The 17,339-nt window shown below is 69.1% G+C and carries 16 protein-coding genes and 1 riboswitch; of the genes, 2 read left to right on the forward strand and 14 right to left on the reverse strand.

The genetic code is table 11. The features are described from left to right. Window positions 1-3: 3 nt before the first annotated feature. The 5 genes from K6V06_RS06550 to K6V06_RS06570 all read right to left on the reverse strand — a co-directional run bounded on the left by K6V06_RS06550 (window position 4) and on the right by K6V06_RS06570 (window position 7,580). Entirely contained in the window at window positions 4-2,202 is a 2,199-nt protein-coding gene (locus K6V06_RS06550; protein WP_222241208.1) for a hypothetical protein, read from the reverse strand. 138 nt (window positions 2,203-2,340) lie between these two features. Beyond that, a complete protein-coding gene (locus K6V06_RS06555) occupies window positions 2,341-3,585 on the reverse strand; it encodes a multifunctional CCA addition/repair protein (protein WP_222241210.1) in 1,245 nt (414 codons plus the stop codon). 21 nt (window positions 3,586-3,606) lie between these two features. Further along, window positions 3,607-4,296, reverse strand: coding sequence for a glutathione S-transferase family protein (locus tag K6V06_RS06560; RefSeq protein WP_222241212.1), 690 nt, complete (start codon window positions 4,294-4,296; stop codon window positions 3,607-3,609). A 189-nt stretch (window positions 4,297-4,485) separates the two neighbouring features. Then, window positions 4,486-5,508, reverse strand: coding sequence for a complex I NDUFA9 subunit family protein (locus K6V06_RS06565; protein WP_222241214.1), 1,023 nt, complete (start codon window positions 5,506-5,508; stop codon window positions 4,486-4,488). A gap of 107 nt (window positions 5,509-5,615) precedes the next feature. Continuing rightward, window positions 5,616-7,580: a lytic transglycosylase domain-containing protein gene (locus K6V06_RS06570; RefSeq protein ID WP_222241216.1), complete on the reverse strand. Its 1,965-nt coding sequence runs from the start codon at window positions 7,578-7,580 to the stop codon at window positions 5,616-5,618. 115 nt (window positions 7,581-7,695) lie between these two features. Between K6V06_RS06570 and K6V06_RS06575 the strand changes: the two genes are divergently transcribed. Further along, window positions 7,696-8,322 (forward strand): 5-formyltetrahydrofolate cyclo-ligase, encoded by a 627-nt coding sequence (locus K6V06_RS06575; RefSeq protein WP_222241218.1) that lies wholly within the window; start codon window positions 7,696-7,698, stop codon window positions 8,320-8,322. Between the two features lie 35 nt (window positions 8,323-8,357). Here K6V06_RS06575 and K6V06_RS06580 read toward each other — a convergent pair whose 3' ends face one another. From K6V06_RS06580 to ahcY, 4 genes are all read right to left on the reverse strand, one after another. Next, complete coding sequence (locus K6V06_RS06580) at window positions 8,358-9,113, reverse strand: Mut7-C RNAse domain-containing protein (RefSeq protein ID WP_222241219.1); 756 nt, start codon at window positions 9,111-9,113, stop codon at window positions 8,358-8,360. Window positions 9,114-9,153: 40 nt separating this feature from the next. Next, complete coding sequence (gene metF / locus K6V06_RS06585) at window positions 9,154-9,984, reverse strand: methylenetetrahydrofolate reductase [NAD(P)H] (protein ID WP_222241221.1); 831 nt, start codon at window positions 9,982-9,984, stop codon at window positions 9,154-9,156. Between the two features lie 53 nt (window positions 9,985-10,037). Next, the gene (locus tag K6V06_RS06590) at window positions 10,038-10,391 is read right to left on the reverse strand and encodes a phage holin family protein (protein WP_222241223.1); all 354 of its coding nucleotides are present in this window, start codon (window positions 10,389-10,391) and stop codon (window positions 10,038-10,040) included. A gap of 91 nt (window positions 10,392-10,482) precedes the next feature. Then, window positions 10,483-11,901: an adenosylhomocysteinase gene (gene ahcY, locus K6V06_RS06595; protein ID WP_222241226.1), complete on the reverse strand. Its 1,419-nt coding sequence runs from the start codon at window positions 11,899-11,901 to the stop codon at window positions 10,483-10,485. 108 nt (window positions 11,902-12,009) lie between these two features. Then, window positions 12,010-12,102, reverse strand: a riboswitch (S-adenosyl-L-homocysteine riboswitch). A gap of 95 nt (window positions 12,103-12,197) precedes the next feature. Between ahcY and thiD the strand changes: the two genes are divergently transcribed. Beyond that, window positions 12,198-13,034 carry a bifunctional hydroxymethylpyrimidine kinase/phosphomethylpyrimidine kinase gene (gene thiD, locus K6V06_RS06600; RefSeq protein WP_222241228.1) on the forward strand — a complete coding sequence of 279 codons (837 nt, stop codon included), beginning with the start codon at window positions 12,198-12,200 and terminating at the stop codon, window positions 13,032-13,034. Between the two features lie 193 nt (window positions 13,035-13,227). Here thiD and K6V06_RS06605 read toward each other — a convergent pair whose 3' ends face one another. From K6V06_RS06605 to K6V06_RS06625, 5 genes are all read right to left on the reverse strand, one after another. Beyond that, a complete protein-coding gene (locus K6V06_RS06605) occupies window positions 13,228-13,674 on the reverse strand; it encodes a PaaI family thioesterase (protein WP_255581644.1) in 447 nt (148 codons plus the stop codon). Between the two features lie 225 nt (window positions 13,675-13,899). Continuing rightward, window positions 13,900-15,072 (reverse strand): thiamine phosphate synthase, encoded by a 1,173-nt coding sequence (locus K6V06_RS06610; protein ID WP_222241232.1) that lies wholly within the window; start codon window positions 15,070-15,072, stop codon window positions 13,900-13,902. Further along, complete coding sequence (locus K6V06_RS06615; RefSeq protein ID WP_222241241.1) at window positions 15,069-15,911, reverse strand: thiazole synthase; 843 nt, start codon at window positions 15,909-15,911, stop codon at window positions 15,069-15,071. The genes K6V06_RS06610 and K6V06_RS06615 overlap by 4 nt, the downstream gene beginning before the upstream one ends. A 4-nt stretch (window positions 15,912-15,915) precedes the next feature. Beyond that, window positions 15,916-16,113, reverse strand: coding sequence for a sulfur carrier protein ThiS (gene thiS / locus K6V06_RS06620; protein WP_222241243.1), 198 nt, complete (start codon window positions 16,111-16,113; stop codon window positions 15,916-15,918). A 21-nt stretch (window positions 16,114-16,134) separates the two neighbouring features. Then, window positions 16,135-17,322 carry an FAD-dependent oxidoreductase gene (locus K6V06_RS06625; RefSeq protein ID WP_222241245.1) on the reverse strand — a complete coding sequence of 396 codons (1,188 nt, stop codon included), beginning with the start codon at window positions 17,320-17,322 and terminating at the stop codon, window positions 16,135-16,137. Window positions 17,323-17,339: the final 17 nt, after the last annotated feature.

The raw sequence follows: 17,339 nt of genomic DNA on the forward strand, positions 1-17,339 counted from the left end.
CGGTCAACCCCCATCCTGTTCCAGCCGGGCGCGCTTGAGCGCGCGCATCTCGACGGCCTCCGGGTCTTCCGCCGGCAGCGGCTGCAAGCCTTCCGGATAGTCGGCCGGATCGACCCCATCCAGCTGCAAGCGCAGATGGGCCACCGCGGCAGGCTGCTCGTCAGGCGGCAGCACCGTGGCAAGCCGGCGCATCGCCGTCAACGGCAGCGCGCGCTGGCCGGCCGGCAGGCGCTCCAGCATTGTCATCAGTTCGATCCATCGTTCGAGGCGCTGGTCCGGGCCGTACGCCGCCGTCGTGACTTCGTCCGCGAGCGCGGCGACCAGCCGCGGGCGGCAAACGGCCGGCAGCGCGTCGATGTGCTCGACCAGATGCTCCCAATAGGGACTGCCGACACTGCCGGGCACGACCACCCGCAGCCAGGTGGCCCGCGCCATCGGCGGGAGGGGCCGCAGCACGTCGAACAGCTGCCGCACGCGAGCAGGGCCGATGGCGACGCGGTCCAGCTGCCGCACCAGTACCGCCCAGAAATGGCGCCGGTGATCCACCGGCAAGGTATCGATCCGGTTGCGCAGCACGTGCCAGACTGCGGGCTGCAGGTGAGGCGCCAGTTGCGGCACCGCCCGGATCAGGCCCGCCATCGCCGCCAACTGCGCATTGGCGGGCAGCGCGTCCACGTCGGCCAGATAGTGGCTCCATTGCTGGCGCGCGACGAGCGGGCTGTGCATGCAGTGCTCCAGCACCGCCACCCGGGTTCTCCGGTCGACATTGCCGAGCCACTGCAGCAGTGCTGTCATCCGGCCGTCGTCGGCGCCCTCCTGATCCAGTGCGACAGCGTCCGCCAGCGAGCGCAGCGGCCCCTGCCGGACCTGCGCTGGCAGCCGCGCAGTGACCGCGTGGAACACTTCCCACCAGATCTGCCGCCGCTGCTCGGGAGCCGGCAAGCGTCCCGCGTAGTCGGCACGCACGGCGAGCAGCCCGGCCTGCTCCGTCACCGGCAAATGGTGCAGCTGCGCCATCAGCAGGGGCCACTTCCAGGACTCGTCGCCTGGTGCGAGCGCGCGCCGGCCGAACTGCTCCAAACACGCCGCGCGAAGCGAAGGCGGCAAATCGAGATCCAGGCTCGCTTGCCAGACTCGTTCGAAGCGCGCGCGCAAGCCGGGGCCGTCGTAGGCCAACAAGGCTTCGAAAGCCGCCACCTGCGCTTGTGGCGGCAGCGCGGTGACGGCATCGAAGAGCCGATTCCAGCATCGCTGCGTCGGCGCGAGCTGCTGCTGCGCCGGGGCGGGGTGGTCCCCCATGGCTTGCGCCGCAAGCTGACGCGCAAGCGCGGCGAGCACGCACGCTTGTTCCGCGGAGGGTTTCCCGTCGGGATCGCGCAGGCGGTCGGCGGCCGCCAGGTAAGCCAGGAATCGCTCGTCCCGTTCGGACACCGTGCGCAACGGAAACGGCTTGAGCAGCTGGGCGATCAAATGCCCGCGCGCCGCCGGGCGCGGCAGCGCCAGCGCGATCTCCAGCCAGCCCCGCAGGTCGTGCCCTGCCAGCGCCTGGTCGACGGGCGGCATGGCGCTCAGGCATCGGCTCAGCGGCTCTTCCTGCTGCGCCGGGTCCAGCTGCAACACCGCCCGCATCAACCGCTCCTCCGCCCCGCGGGCGCGCAGGGCGCCCATGCGCGGCGCCGCGGCAGCGGCGAGGGCGTGCAGCGGCAGCGCACGCTCAGGCGCGGGCAGGGCCTGGACCGCCACGAGCATCCTTGCAACGGCAGGGGCAGCGAGCGCCCGGTCCAGGCGTGGGAGGCATTGCGCCACCTGCGCCAGCCAGCCGCTGCGCGCGCGCGCCGACAACAGCGGTGTGTCGAGGCTGCGGAGCGCGCGTAGCAGCCCGGACATCGAGGCGAGTTCGGCCAGCTCGTGCCGCAAGCGCTCGTCCAGGGACCACCTGCCGAGGCTGGCCTGGAAGTCGTGGCTGCATCGCAACCAGCGCGATCCGTCGCGAGCCGGCAGGAAGCCCGCGATGCGCAGCACCAGCTCCAGCGGCAACGCATGGATGGGGCCCGGTGGCGGCTCTGCATCCGACTGTTGTTGCAACTGCAGGAGCACAGCCGCCGCATCGCCTTCCGGCAAGGTGGGCTCCGCCGGCGGGTTGCCGTCGGTGGCATCGGGAGAGGCTCCCGCCTGGCTGGCGGGCGCGAGAGAGCCGAGCATGATCGCTCCTGCAGGAGTGGAAAAGGCGCCAGTGTTTCCCTCGCCCGCCTGCCCGGCTATCGAATTGGTGCGGCCCCTTGCGAGCGCGCCGTTGCGTGGCCCCCCCTCACCGGGGCGCCCCTTTGGCCGCCCATCGCCTTAGCCATCCAGCGCCGCGAGTGCCCGCTCCACCGCCTCCACGCGAGCGGCATGGATGCGCTCTCGGATCCGTTCGGGCTGCCCCTCGCATGCCTTGGCGATGGCCCCTGCATCGACGGCGGCGGCGGCTTCGCGGGCGGCCAGCAGGCGTGCGGGCTGCGGATACTCGCGCTGCTCCAGGCCCAGCCTGCCACGCGCATCGGCCTCGCAGGCCTGCAGGGCCTCGGCGAAACGGGCCGGCTTGCGCAAGGCATCGCAACGCTCCAGCAGGCGCGTGACGGCCGCCGCGCCGAATTCAAGGGAGCGGTGGATATTGCCGTGCTCGCGCGCGACCAGCACGGCCAGATCGCGGCAGTCGTTCGGCACGCGCAGCCGGCGGCAGACCTGCTCGACCAGCGTCACGCTGCGCTGCTCGTGCCCGATGTGTTTGGGCAGGACGTGCTCGGGCGTGGTGCCCTTGCCCAGGTCGTGCACCAGCGCCGCGAACCGCACCGCCAGCGTCGTTCCCATCGCGGCAGCGGTATCGAGCACCATCATGACGTGCACGCCGGTATCGACTTCGGGGTGATAGTCCGCGCGCTGCGGCACCCCCCAGAGCCGGTCCAGTTCGGGAATGAGCCGGGCCAGCGCACCGCACTCGCGCAGCACCTCGAACATGCGGGAGGGACGCGCTTCCATCAACCCGCGCGCCAGCTCCTGCCAGACGCGCTCCGGCACCAGCGCATCGACCTCGCCGGCGTGGACCATCTCCTTCATCAGGACCAGCGTGTCCGCGGCCACGGTGAAGTCCGCGAATCGGGCGGCGAACCGCGCCAGCCGCAGGATACGCACTGGGTCTTCGGCGAAGGCCGGCGAGACATGACGGAAGACCCGCGCCTGCAGGTCACGCTGCCCGCCGTAGGGGTCGATCACCGGACCGGTCAGCTCGCCCGCATCGTCCACCGCCTGCGCCATCGCGTTGATGGTCAGGTCACGCCGGATCAGATCGTCCTCGAGCGTGACATCGGGCGCGCAGTAGAAGGCAAAGCCCTTGTAGCCGGCGGCGGTCTTGCGCTCGGTCCGTGCCAGCGCATATTCCTCGCGGGTGCGCGGATGCAGGAACACCGGGAAGTCCTTGCCGACCGGCTTGAAGCCGGCGGCCTCCATCTGTGCCGGCGTGGCGCCGACCACCACGTAGTCCCGGTCCTGGCTGGGGGCGCCCAGCAGGGTGTCGCGAATGGCGCCGCCCACGGCGTAGATCTGCATGCGGGTTGGTCCGATGGCGAATCAGCGGTCGATGATCACCGCTTCGGGGTCGGTGGGCAGCGGCCGATAGGGCTCGTCCGCGACGACGAAATCGCGCTCCTTGCGCGCGCCCTCGATCCATTGCTGCATCGCCGGCAGCGCAAGGATGAAGTCGGCGTACGCCTTGGCCGGTTCGGGCAGGTGCACGCCATAGGTAGCGAAGCGCGACACCACCGGCGCGTAGAACGCGTCCGCGTTGCTGAATTGCCCGAACAGGAACGGGCCGTCCTGCCCATAGCGCTGGCGCGCGTCGGTCCAGATGGCGGCGATGCGGTCGATATCGCGCTGCACCGCGCGGTTCCAGCCCAGCCCTGGCAGCATGGCGACGATATTCATCGGCATCTGGCTGCGCAGATTGGCAAACCCCGAATGCATTTCGGCACAGATCGAACGGGCATAGGCGCGCGCCACGGGGTCGGCGGGCCACAGCCGATGCTCGGGAAAGCGCTCGGCGAGATATTCGACGATGGCGAGCGAATCCCAGACGCGCACGTCGCCGTCGACCAGCACCGGCACCTTGCCGGAGGCCGAATACACGGCGACGTCACGGTCGAAACTGTCGGTGAACAGCCGCAGGTTGGCCTCCTCGAACGGAATGCCGGCGTGGGTCAGGGCGATCCACGGGCGTAGCGACCAGGAGGAGTAGTTCTTGTTGCCGATGACGAGCTTCATGTCTGGGTCGTCCTTCTGTACAAGGAAGCGAAAGGGGCGCGCCGGGCGGATCGCCTGCGCGGTGTGCGTCCGCCACCGATGAAGCGGCGGGCATCAGCCATTCTAGCGAGAGGCGTCTTCTTCACAAAACGAAGATCGCTGACAAGCGCTGCGAATGGCGCTAGCAAGCGGCCCCTCTCCCGCGTGCCGTTAGCCCCGGTGCACGCTTCCCCGCATTTCGCGCTGCCGCGCTTCCTTCAGCCGCCCGAGCACGTCGCCGAGCACCGCTTCCAGGCTGGTCGGCTGCAAATGCAGCTCGGGCGCGATCGGCCCGGTGAGCACGTTGTCCAGGCGCATCGAATCGAGATTGTCCCGGCTCATCAGCGGCCCGCCCGGCAGATGCTCCAGCACCGCCGCCTGCACCCGCGACAGCGCATCCGGCAACGGCACGATGGGACGGGGATGGCCCGACGCTTCCCCCGCCATCCGCACCAGTTCCTCCAGCGTGTAGGCACGCGGCCCGCCCAGTTCGTACACGCGGCCGATGGTGGCCGGTGCCGCCATCGCGTTGATCAGCGCCTGCGCGACATCGAGCACGTAGACCGGCTGGAAGCGGGCCTTCGCGCAAGCGAGCGGCACCACGGGAGCATGCCGCTGCAGGCTGGCAAACAGGTTCAGGAAATGATCGTCGGGGCCGAACACCACCGAGGGACGGAAGACGGTCCAGTCCAGGCCGCTCTCGCGCACCAGCCGCTCGCCGTCGCCCTTGCTGCGCAGATACATCGATGGTCCGCTGCTGTCGGCGCCGAGCGCGCTCATATGGAGCAGCCGCCGCACACCGGTACGGCGCATCGATTCGACCAGCCGGCGCGGCAGCTCGACATGCGCCTCGGCAAACGCCTTGCCATAGGGGTGGCCGCGGTCGCCGTGCAGCACGCCGACCAGGTTGACGACGATGCCCTGGCGGCCCAGGCTGCCGATGGCCCGGTCCAGCTCGGACTCGTTGGCCAGGTCCAGCACCATGATCTCGACACGGGGCAGCTCGAGCAGCTCGCCCGAATGGGTCAGGTTGCGCGTGGTCAGGATGATCCGCTCGGGATCGATGCCGGGCTCGACCAGCGTGCCCTGCTCCAGCGGCGGACTGCCGCCTCCGGCCAGGCCGGTCAGCCGCGCCGCCAGATGACTGCCGATGAAGCCGGTCCCGCCGATGACCAGAACATTGCTCGTGAGCATGACGCCTCTCCCCAACGAAGCCGCGGCGGAACGGCTCCGCCGGGCGGTTTGTCGATGCAGTGCACGCGCTACGCAAGTCCCGGGCCGGCCCGGCCCCCGGGGTTCGATCAGGGCAGGCTGGTGGTGGTCACCGACGACGGCGTCACGTTGCCCAGCCGCGCCTTCAGCGACTGCGGGTGTCCGTGCACCAGGGCAGCGTAGTACGTGGCGTTGGACAGTACGTTCTTCACATAGGTCCGCGTCTCGCTGAACGGGATCGTTTCCGCGAAGATCGCGCCCTCGACCGGACCGCTCAGCGTGCTGCGCCAGCTCTTGGGCCGGCCCGGACCGGCGTTGTACGCGGCCGACGCGAGGGTCTGCGAGCTCTCCAGATCCGTCAGCACCATGTTCATGTAGCTGGTGCCGAGCAGGATGTTGACGTTCGGATCGCTCATCATCGACGGCGAGAAGTCCGTCATGCCGATCTTGCGCGCGACGTACTTGGCAGTCGCCGGCATTACCTGCATCAGGCCATGCGCGCCGGCGGACGAGCGCGCGTTCATGATGAAGCGCGACTCCTGCCGGATGATGCCGTAGGCCCAGGGCAGGTCCAGCCCGGCGTCCTCGGTGGCGCGCTGCATGATGTCGCGGAACGGCATCAGGAAACGCAACGAGAAGTCATGCTCGACCTTGGTCCGGTCGGCGGTATTGACGGTGCGGTCCAGCAGCGAAAGCGTCTTCGCGTACTCGGCGGCGGCCAGCAGTTCCTGGTCGCTCATGCCACGCAGCTCCCAGTTCCACTCGCGGTTGCCTTCGAAGCGCATGTCCATGTCGTAGAACGCCTTGGCGCGCTGGAAACCGGCGCGCTTTCGCATCGCCCGCACATCGCCACCGCTGACGCGGGTCTGCGGCGGCAGCGTGATGCGGCTACCCAGCTCTTCCAGCGCCAGCTGGCCGTAGAAATGGAATCCGGTCGCGATCGATTCGAACTGCTGGCGCGCCTCGGCGCCGCGCCCGGCCGCCAGCAGCGCCCGGCCCTGCCAGTAGGTCCAGGCCGGATCGCGCCCACGCAGTTCGGGCCGCATCCGTTCAATCGACTGCTGCACCTGCTTCCAGTCCCCCTGCCGCAGCGCCGCGCGCACGCGCCACTCCTGCGTCTCGGTGGACAGCCACTGGTCGCCGCCCAGGTCGAGTTGACGGCGGAAGTAGCCAGCGGCATCCGGCAGCAGCTTCTTGGCGGCATATTGCCCGACCACGCCCCAGGCGGCGCCCTGCTCGTCGCGCGACAGCGCGCCGCCGCTGGCGTTGATGTAGGCCGCCGCCTGCGACGGATCGTTGCGCGCCATCTTCACCACCATCGCCAGGGTGTCGCTGTCCACGCGGGCGTCCGGCACCAGCGCGGCGATCTTCGCCGCCAGCGTGGTGAAGTTCTGCTCCAGCGCCAGGCGCGCCTGGAAGGCCACGTCCTGGCGGGTGATCTGCTGGCTCTGGTACAGGTAGCCGATCAGGTCCACGCACGCTTCGCCGTAATAGCGCGGGTCGGTCAGCATGGCGTTCGCCTCGGCGGCGACGTTGTTGCCCTTGAGCGCGCGCGACAGCAGCGCGTAGCACTCGACCTGGGTGTCGTCCTTCAGCACGAAGCGCGGATACTCGGCGTCGAAGTTGGCCCAATCGCGCCGCTTGCCGAGCACCAGCAGCCAGTCGTTGCGCATGCGGTCGGCAATCGCCTCGCCCTTGTAGCGCTGCAGGAAGGCGCGCACTTCGTCGTCCGGCGCGTCGATGCGCGCCAGGCCCGAGGCGTCGAACAACTGCGGCTTGATGCGGAAGTACTCGACATACGACGGCATCGGGTAATCCACCAGCGTCGCCGAGATGGCATAGGCACGGGCGGCATCGTTGCGCCGAGCGGCCTCCCGCAGCGCCCGGAATGCGTCGTCCGGATCGCTTGGGATCATGGTCGCCGAAGCCGTTCCTTGCGATACCGTGCGCTTCTGTGCCGATGCCGGCATCGTGATCAGTACGCCGCTCAGGGCGACCGCGATGGTCGTCAACGCGAACACTCGCGCACGTTGCCGATATACTCCCTTGCGCATCCTTGAAGTTCCTTGTGTTGCCGGCGCGCCGCATGTGGCGGTTACAGCGCTCCCGGTCTAGTGTTTGTTTTGAGTCCGATAGCTCGGCGACATTATCACACCCCGCCAAAGCCAAATGCCTGCAGGAACGAGTGAAAAGCCCGTCGTTTCCGGAGAGTGCCCGGCCCGCGCCGGAACCGTCGGCACACCGGAACCTCCTCCAGCCCGTCCTGCGCTGCGCAAGCAACTGCTTGCCCTGCGTGCCTCGCAACCCGCGCGTGCAGAACGGGATGCCCGCATCGCCTCCCTCCTCGCCGAATTGCTGGACCGCTTGCCGGTGCATTGCCTCGGCTTCTATTGGCCGATCCAGTACGAGTTCGATGCCCGCCGCGTCGTTTCCGACTGGCTGGGCGCCGCGCCCGGGCGCACCGCGGCGCTGCCGGTCGTTGCCCAGCCGGCGGCGCCACTGGACTTTCATCTGTGGACGCCCGACGTGCCGATGCGCGAAGGCCGGTATGGCATCCCGGTGCCGGACGGGACCGACGCGGTGCAGCCCGACGCCTTGCTGATTCCCTGTGTCGGCTTCAGCAGCGATAAGTTCCGCCTGGGATACGGCGGCGGCTTCTATGACCGCACCCTCGCCGCGCTGCCGCAGCGCCCGCTGGCCATCGGCATCGGCTATGAGGCGTGCCGGTTGACGCTCGAGGTGGAGGAGCACGACGTGCCGATGGATTGGCTGGTGACGGAGGCCGGCGCCGCCTGAGCCAAGGGCGCGCTTGCCGAGGCCGCGTCAAGGGATCAAGGACGCGACGGCATCAGGCCATCCACCACGGCGCGCATGCGGCGCCAGTGCGATCCTTCCCAGAACACCCGCAGGCACACATCGCAGGTGGAAAAGCGCTGATGACGCTCGCGCACCGCGGGCGGCACGCGCTCGCCCACATCCTCGGCCCCGACCCGGCGCAGCGGTGCATTGCAGGACAGGCAGAGCGAAAACGGGCGTAGCTGGCGTGCCAGCTCCAGCCGGTCGAAGACTTCCTGCAGCTGCGCATGCGGCTTCAGCGCCCGCACATAGCAACCGTGCGCGATGCTGGCGCGCTTGAGCAGTTCGCGGTCGCGCGTCAGCACCACGCGCTGCTCACGGGCAGCGATGTCCTCGATCTCGCGGTCGTCGTAGCCGTTGTCGTAGAGCGTGTCGTAGCCGGTCAGGCGCAGCAGGTGGGCAAGCCCGCCCAGATGGGCGTCGGCGACGAAGCGGATCACGGCGAGCGGCTCGCGCAGCATCCCGGCCGGCACGGGCGGCAGCATGCCGCGGGACACGGCCCCGGGCGGAAAGACCTCGACGCGGTCGCCCTCTTCGAGCAGGCGGTCGAAGCCGGCCGGCTGCCCGTTGACGAGAATCGCCTCGACCTCGGTGTGGGGAATGCCCAGCGCCTCGATCATGTGCTTGGCGCTGGCCGCGCGTGCGCAGGGGCAGGTGCAATCGCGCCCGCGCAGCCGGGAAGGAAGGAAATCGTTCAGCTCGGCGTGGAAGCGGAACGTGGCGGTAACCATGGCGCCCAGTATGCCACTGGAAGCGCCATGGCAAGCCGCCTTACAACTTCAGCCGCTGCCAGATGGCCTTGGTCGCGCCAGCCGCGTTGAGCGTATAGAAATGCAGGCCCGGCACGCCGCCAGCCAGCAATCGGTCGCACAGCGCCGTCACCACGTCCAGCCCGAAGGCGCGGATCGATTCGCGGTCGTCGCCGAACGCTTCCAGCCGTTTGGCAACCCAGCGCGGCACTTCGGCGCCGCACATCTCCGAGAAGCGCATCAGCTGCGTGTAGTTGGTGATCGGCATGATGCCGGGCACGATCGGCACCTCGACGCCCAGTGCGCGCGCATCGTCGACGAAGCGGAAATAGGCGTCGGCGTTGTAGAAGTACTGCGTGATCGCCGAGTCGGCGCCCGCCCTCACCTTGCGGGCGAAGCTCTCCAGATCGTGGCGCGGCGAGCGCGCCTGCGGATGGCATTCCGGATAGGCCGCCACCTCGATCTGGAACCAGTCGCCGGTTTCCGCGCGGATGAACTCGACTAGCTCGTTGGCGTAGCGGAATTCGCCGATCTCGCCCATGCCCGACGGCATGTCGCCACGCAGCGCCACGATATGGCGGATGCCGTTGTCGCGATAGGTGGACAGGATCTGGCGGATGCTGTCGCGGGTCGAGCCGACGCAGGACAGGTGCGGCGCCGCCTCGATGCCGTCGCGCTGAATCTCCAGCACGGCGTCCAGCGTGCCCTGCTGGGTGGTACCGCCCGCGCCGAAAGTGACGGAAATGTATTTGGGCCCGAGCGCGGCCAGCTGGGCCCGGGTGTTGCGCAGTTTCTCCCGGCCCTCGTCCGTCTTGGGCGGGAAGAATTCGAAGCTGTAGTAGCGGTCTTGCATGATGGAGGGGCGCCGCGCATTGCGCGGCGCCAAGGCAAAGGGGAGCCGCGCCGTCAGGCCGCTTCGCGGTCGCGCAGCAGCAGGCCGGCCAGCAGGGTCGAGATCACGCTGTACAGCAGCGAACCGAGCAGCGCCGTCCAGAAGCCCGACACGGTAAAGCCCGACAGCAGATTGCCGACGAACAGGAACAGCAGCGCGTTGATCACGAAGATGAACAGTCCGAGCGTCACCAACGTGACCGGCAGGGTAAGCAGCACCAGGATCGGCCGGATCAGCGTATTGATGATCGCCAGCACCGCCGCCGCCACCATCGCCGAGCCAAAGCCCCGCACCTCGATGCCGTCAACGATCGCGCTGATCAGGAACAGCGTCAGCGCGTTGATGATCCAAACCGCGAGCAGTCTCATGGGTACTCCTTGAGGGTGAACGGCAGTACAGCGATCGGTGTGCCCCCTCTCCCACGTGCGGGAGAGGGCCGGGGAGAGGGAAGCGGACCGATCAATAGCGGTAGTGGTCGGCCTTGTACGGGCCTTCCTTGCTCACGCCGATGTAGGCGGCCTGCTGGTCGGTCAGCTCGGTCAGCTGCGCGTTCAGCTTCTTCAGCTGCAGGCGGGCGACCTTCTCGTCCAGGTGCTTGGGCAGCGTGTAGACGCCGACCGGGTACTTGCCGCTATCGCGCTCCAGCCACAGTTCGATCTGCGCCAGCGTCTGGTTGGCGAACGAGCTGCTCATCACGTACGACGGGTGGCCGGTGGCGCAGCCCAGGTTCACCAGGCGGCCCTTGGCCAGGATGATGATCTTCTTGCCGTCCGGGAACACCACGTGATCGACCTGCGGCTTGATCTCGTCCCACTGGTACTTCTCGATCGAGGCGATATCGATCTCGTTGTCAAAGTGGCCGATGTTGCAGACGATCGCCTGGTCCTTCATCCGCACCATATGGTCATGGGTGATGACGTGGTAATTACCGGTGCAGGTAACGAAGATGTCGGCCTTGTCGGCGGCATATTCCATCGTCACCACACGGTAGCCCTCCATCGCCGCCTGCAGCGCGCAGATCGGGTCCACTTCGGTGACCCAGACCTGTGCCGACAGCGCCCGCAGCGCCTGCGCGCTACCCTTGCCCACGTCGCCATACCCACAGACCACGGCGACCTTGCCGGCGATCATCACGTCGGTGGCGCGCTTGATGCCGTCGACCAGCGATTCGCGGCAGCCGTACAGGTTGTCGAACTTGCTCTTGGTGACCGAGTCGTTGACGTTGATGGCGGGGAAACGCAGTTCGCCCTTCTGCGCCATCTGGTACAGGCGATGCACGCCCGTCGTGGTTTCCTCGGTCACGCCGCGGATCGCTTCCAGGTTGCGGCTGTACCAGCTCGCATCCTTGGCCAGCTTTTCCTTGATCGCGGCGAACAGGAACGTTTCTTCCTCGCTGCCCGGGTTCTCGATTACCGACGGATCGCGTTCCGCACGGGCGCCCAGATGCAGCAGCAGCGTGGCGTCGCCGCCATCGTCCAGGATCAGGTTCGGCGTGCCGCCGTCTGCCCAGTCGAAGATGCGGTGCGTGAAGTCCCAGTACTCCTTCAGCGACTCGCCCTTGAAGGCGAACACCGGCGTGCCGCTGGCGGCGATCGCCGCGGCGGCGTGGTCCTGCGTCGAGAAGATATTGCACGAGGCCCAGCGCACGTCCGCACCGAGCGCCTTCAGCGTCTCGATCAGCACGGCGGTCTGGATCGTCATGTGCAGCGAGCCGGCAATGCGAGCGCCCTTCAGGGGCTGGCTTGCGGCGAATTCCTCGCGGATGGCCATCAGGCCAGGCATCTCGGTTTCCGCAATGGCGATTTCCTTGCGGCCCCAGCCGGCCAGGCCGATATCGGCGATCACGTAGTCTTGCTTCAGGTCGGTCACAGCGTTCATGTTTCACTCCGTCGCAGAGTGTGGACGCCGATGACGAGGGGACTGCGGGAAGAGGCGGCGCGGCAGTACCGCGCGCGGACAGGTCGACTCGCCACCGTGCGAACCACGGTTCAGCGAGCGCCGTTGAAGACATTCCGAGCCTGGCGGATGGCAGAATGCAGGGTTGCGCCCGCGCCGTCCGTTGCAACGCTCCTCGGAGTGGCGGTATTGTACCTGCCCTGCGTGACGCCGGTGCGCCGCACTGGAATTCTTTTTGGCGGCACCGCCCCACCGTGGCGACCGCCTTTCAACCCCCTATGACCGCCCATCCCCCCCGAACCCTGACCATCGCCGGCTCCGACTCCGGCGGCGGCGCCGGCATCCAGGCCGACCTGAAGACCTTCGCCGCGCTCGGCTGCTACGGCATGAGCGCGATTACCGCCATCACGGCGCAGAACACCCTCGGCGTGACCGGCGTGCACGCCATTCCGGCCGAGATGGTGGCGGCGCAGATCGACGCGGTCGCGGACGATATCGGCATCGATGCGGCCAAGACCGGGATGCTGGGCACCGCGGCCATCGTCGAGGCCGTCGCCGGGGCCGTGGATCGCCATGGCATCGCCAAGCTGGTGGTCGATCCGGTGATGGTCGCGACCTCGGGCGCCACGCTGTCCGACGATGCCACCGCGCAAGCCATGGTGCGCCTGCTCTTTCCGCGCGCCCTGCTGGTGACGCCGAACCTGCCCGAAGCCTCGTACCTGCTGGGCCGGCCCGTGACTCGCCGCGCCGAGATGGAACAGGCGGCGCAGGACCTGATCGCGCTGGGCTGCCGCGCGGTGCTGCTCAAGGGCGGGCACCTGGCGCAAGCCGGCGGCGCCGAGGGCGCGCAAGGGCTGGACGATCTGCTGATGAGCGCCGATGGCACCGTCCGGGTCTTCCGCCACCCGCGCATCGACACCCGCAACCTGCATGGCACCGGCTGCACGCTGGCGGCCGCCATCGCCTCGCAACTGGCGCGCGGCGATGCACTGGAAGAGGCAGTCGGCACCGCGCTGGATTTCGTCGCCCAGGCCATCGTGGCGGGCGCCGGACTGCGGCTCGGCGCCGGGAACGGGCCGTTGAACCACGGCTTTGCGCCGCGGGTGCTGGGGTGATTGTCAGGCGTTCGCGCTGCCAGGGAAGCCCGCTTGCCCTCTCCCCCGGCCCCTCTCCCGCAAGCGGGCGAGGGGAGCAAACCGCCGGGCTGGGTTGGGGGGGTCGTTGTTCTCCCCTCTCCCGCCCTTGCGGGAGAGGGGCCGGGGGAGAGGGAAATGCGCGCCTCCCCCCGACACCGCCAACGAAAGCCCGTCAGTTCCCGCCAGCTGCCAGCGGCACCAGCTTGAACGCCGCCCGCGCCACGCAAACGACATTGCCGGACGCGTCCTTTACCTCGCCTTCGCAGAAGGCGATCCGCGCCCCACGCCGCATGCAGCGCGCTTCCAGGGTCAGTTCGCCCCGCGCCGCCGCCAGGAAATGCGTCGACATATCGATGGTGATCACCCCGGTCTCGAGCGGCGCATGCGAGCGCGCCGCACCGCTCAGGGTGAAGTCCAGCACCGCCATCAGCGTGCCGCCGTGCACGTCGCCACGGCTGTTGACCAGCGCCGGATGCGACGGCAGCCGGGTGCGGCACAAGCCCTCTTCGATGTGAACGGGCTGCAGGCCCAGGTGCCGCATCAGCGGAACGTCGATACCGAAATACGGCCGCTCGGCCGTGCCCGGCGCGACCGGGACGATTTGCGCACTGCTTTCCAAAACCACTTCCTTAGTCGAGTTCGATCAGGACCCGGCGGTCGCCGGCGGGCTCGCCGCTGGCGCCGGGATGGCGGGACGATAGCCAGAACCCGTCCCGTACCTGGATAGGGGCAAAGCGGCATCGCCGGCCGCAATGGTAGCGCTAACTTGCCCGCTGCCGCAGGAAACGCGATTGGAACCGGTACGGGATTTCAACCATGAGTTGAAATCTGGCACCGGATTCAATCAGGCAGGGCCCGGAGTACCACCCTTCTCGAACGCCGCCATCAGCCGCTCCACCGCCGCCGGCACATCGGCCGCCTCGGTGATCGCGCGCACGACGGCCGCGCTGCCGACCCCCGCCGCCAGCACCTGCGGCAGATTGCCGGCGTCGACGCCGCCGATGCCGACCAGCGCCGGTACCTGCTCGCGCATCAGCCGGGCATAGGCGTAGAAGCGGCCCAGCCCCTGCGGCTGGGTCGGCATGACCTTGGTGGTAGTGGGGAAGATCGCGCCGAGCGCCAGATAGCTGGGCCGCAGCGGCGCCACGCGCAGCATCTCGGCGTAGCCGTGGGTGGAGACGCCCAGCCGCAGCCCGGAGGCGCGCAACGCATCGAGGTCCGCCTCGTCCAGGTCCTCCTGGCCAAGATGGATGCCGTAGATGCCGCTCGCCGCGCTGTCGCCACCGTGCGACGCGTGATAGTCCAGCGCCGCGCGCCAGTGGTCATTGATGAAGAGCCGGCTGCGGCTGCCGCGCGCCGCCTCGGCAGAGCGGGCGATCTGGTCGGCGACCGCGGTCGGATCGCTCGACTTGAAGCGCAGCTGCAGCGTGGGGACGCCCAGCGGCACCAGCCGTTCGATCCAGTCGGCGGTGGGCACCACGGCGTACAGGCCGAGGTCGGGCGGGCAGGGGACGAACGGCGCGACCGTCTGCCCCGGAGGCACCAGCGCGGCCTGGCGTACCTGCGGGAAGCGAGCGAACCGATCGGGCCAGTCCAGCGAACCCGGCTGCCACGCGCGCGCCAGGCACAGGGCGTCATGGGCAGGGAAATGCAGGCCCAGACAGGCCAGCAGCACCGCGACGAATTGCGGTCCGTGCGCGGCATCGCTATCCGCCTGCACGCTGAACACCCACGTTCCCATCGGCGAGCGCACCGTATCGATCCAGCAATCGCCTTCCCGGCTGGTTTCGATGCCGACGGCACCCATGGCGGACGCCTGCTCGATGGCTGCCGCCGCAGCCGGGCCGTCGCTGAACAGCACCGCATCGGGCTCGACCGCGTCGGCGGGCAACTGCGCGCCGTCCAGCCGCCATGCCCGCCGCGGCGTGTCGTCCGCGCCGAAGGTGGCGGCGTGGCGCGCGAGCACCGCCTGGTGCAGGGATTCGTCCGCCGGCATCGCACTCGTTGTCGAACTCATGCCTTGCTCCCTTCGCCGTGCCAGAACGGCATGCCGACCACCGGCGTGCTGGCCTGCGCCAGCTCTCGCTCCGGCATGGCGCCCGCCAGATACGCGGCGCGGCCGGCCTGCACGGCGAGGGCGAACGCGCGCGCCATCTCGATCGGGTAGGCGGCCTGCGCGACCGCGGTATTGAGCAGCACCGCGTCGTAGCCCCACTCCAGCACCTGGGTGGCATGCGAAGGCAAACCCAGTCCCGCATCGACGATCAGCGGCGTGTCGGGCAGCCGCTCGCGCAGCACCCGCATCGCATACGGGTTGACAGCCCCCTTGCCGGTGCCGATCGGCGCCGCCCACGGCATCAGCGCCTGGCAACCGACGTCCAGCAGGCGCCGGCACAGCACCAGGTCCTCGGTGCAGTACGGCAGCACCTTGAAGCCCTCCCGAATCAGCGTCTCGGCGACGGCCGGCATGTTCAGCGTATCGGGCTGCAGGGTGTAGTCGTCACCGATCAGTTCAAGCTTGATCCAGTCGGTCTCGAAGACCTCCCGCGCCATCATCGCCGTGGTGATCGCCTCCTGTGCCGAGTGACAGCCAGCGGTGTTGGGCAGCACCGGCACCTGCATCGACTTGAGCAGTTGCCAGAAGGCCTGTCCGCCCTCGCCTTCGCCCACGGCGCCCTGGCGGCGCAGCGCCACGGTCAGCATCGCCGGTTGCGAGGCTTGCACGGCGGCCTGCAGCGTCGCCGGGGACGGATAGCGGGCAGTGCCCAGCAGCAGACGCGATTGGAACGCTTCGCCGTACAGCATCAGGGGATCGTGCGCCGCGCCCGTTTGCGCGCCGTATCGAGTGTCGGTCATCGCCTCAGCCTCCCGTCACCGGTTGCACGAGATCGATCCGATCGCCCGGCGACAGCCTGGTCTGGGCATGCGCGGACTTCGGCACGAACTGGCCATTGAGCGCCGCCGCGAACGGCGGCGCGATATCGGACGCCGACACCGCATCGGCCATCGTGGCGGATGCAGGCACGGTCAGCGGCCTTCCATTGAGCAGGATTTCCATTGTCGAACCGTCAGAAAACGTTCAGCGCAGCACCGCTGCGCCGTGGACCGCGGCGATCATACCCGGCCACTGGCTGGCCGCCGGTACGGCTTCGGGCGCAGTCATGCCAGCCATCATCGCCTCGACCACCTCGCAGGCAGCCGCGACGACCGCCGGCGCAATCAGGAAGCCATGCCGGTACAGCCCGTTGACCCGCACCACCCGCGCGTCGGCATCGACGCGCACGGCAGGCAGATGATCGGGGCGCGTGGGCCGGCGCTGCACGTTCAGCTCCAGCACGCGGGCCTCGCCGAAGGCCGGATGCAGCGAGTAGGCGGCCGACAGCAGTTCGAGCGCCGAGCGCACGCTCATCGGCGAATCGTCCTCGCTTTCCAGCTCGGTCGCGCCGATGACGAAGAGGTTGCCCGGCTTGGGGGCGATGTAGATCGGATAGCGCGGATGCAGCAGCCGCACCGGCCGATGCAGTCGCACCTCCGGCGCATGCACGCGCACCACCTCGCCGCGCAGGCCACGCAGACCCGGCATCGCGCCGCGCTGCCCGGTGCCGCCCTCGGCCGGCCACGCCGCGCGCGCGCCCAGGCCCCGGCAGTCCAGCACCACGTGGGCCTCGATGCCAAGACCGGGCAGGTCGGCGGCATCGACCGCGCCGGCATTCCACACGCAGTGGGCACCCGCTTCGACCGCGCCGGCCAACAGCGTGCGCAGCACGCCGCGGTTGTCCAGCTGCCCTTCGCCCGCCAGCCAGAGCCCCTGCTGGAAGCGGCCGTCAAGCGCCGGCTCCAGCTCGGCCACGCCGCGCGCGTCGATCGCGCGCAGGCGCTCGGCCACCAGTTCGGGGGGCGACACCGCCCGGATGCGGCTGGTGAACAGCGGCATTTCCGCGCGGTCCTGCGCATGCCAGACGACAAGCGTGCCGTCCTGCTGGAAAAACACCGGCTGCCGCGTCTGCGGATCGGCCGGCAGCGCCTGCACCCAGTCGCGCCACAGCGCGACGCTGGCCAGACCAAGCTCGACGATGCGGCGCTCGCTGATGGCCGATTCCGCCAGCGGCGCCAGCATGGCCGCTGCCACATGCGCGGCAGCGCCAGCGCCGTCCGGCCCGTCCCGTTCCACCATGGCTACGCGCCGGCCGGACGAGGCCAGGCGCCATGCGGCGATCCGGCCCGCCAGGCCCGCCCCGAGGATGGCGACATCAAACTGCATCTTCATGGGTATCGATTGTGCCA

The organism is Cupriavidus sp. AU9028, assembly GCF_019795295.1.
Lineage (GTDB): Bacteria > Pseudomonadota > Gammaproteobacteria > Burkholderiales > Burkholderiaceae > Cupriavidus.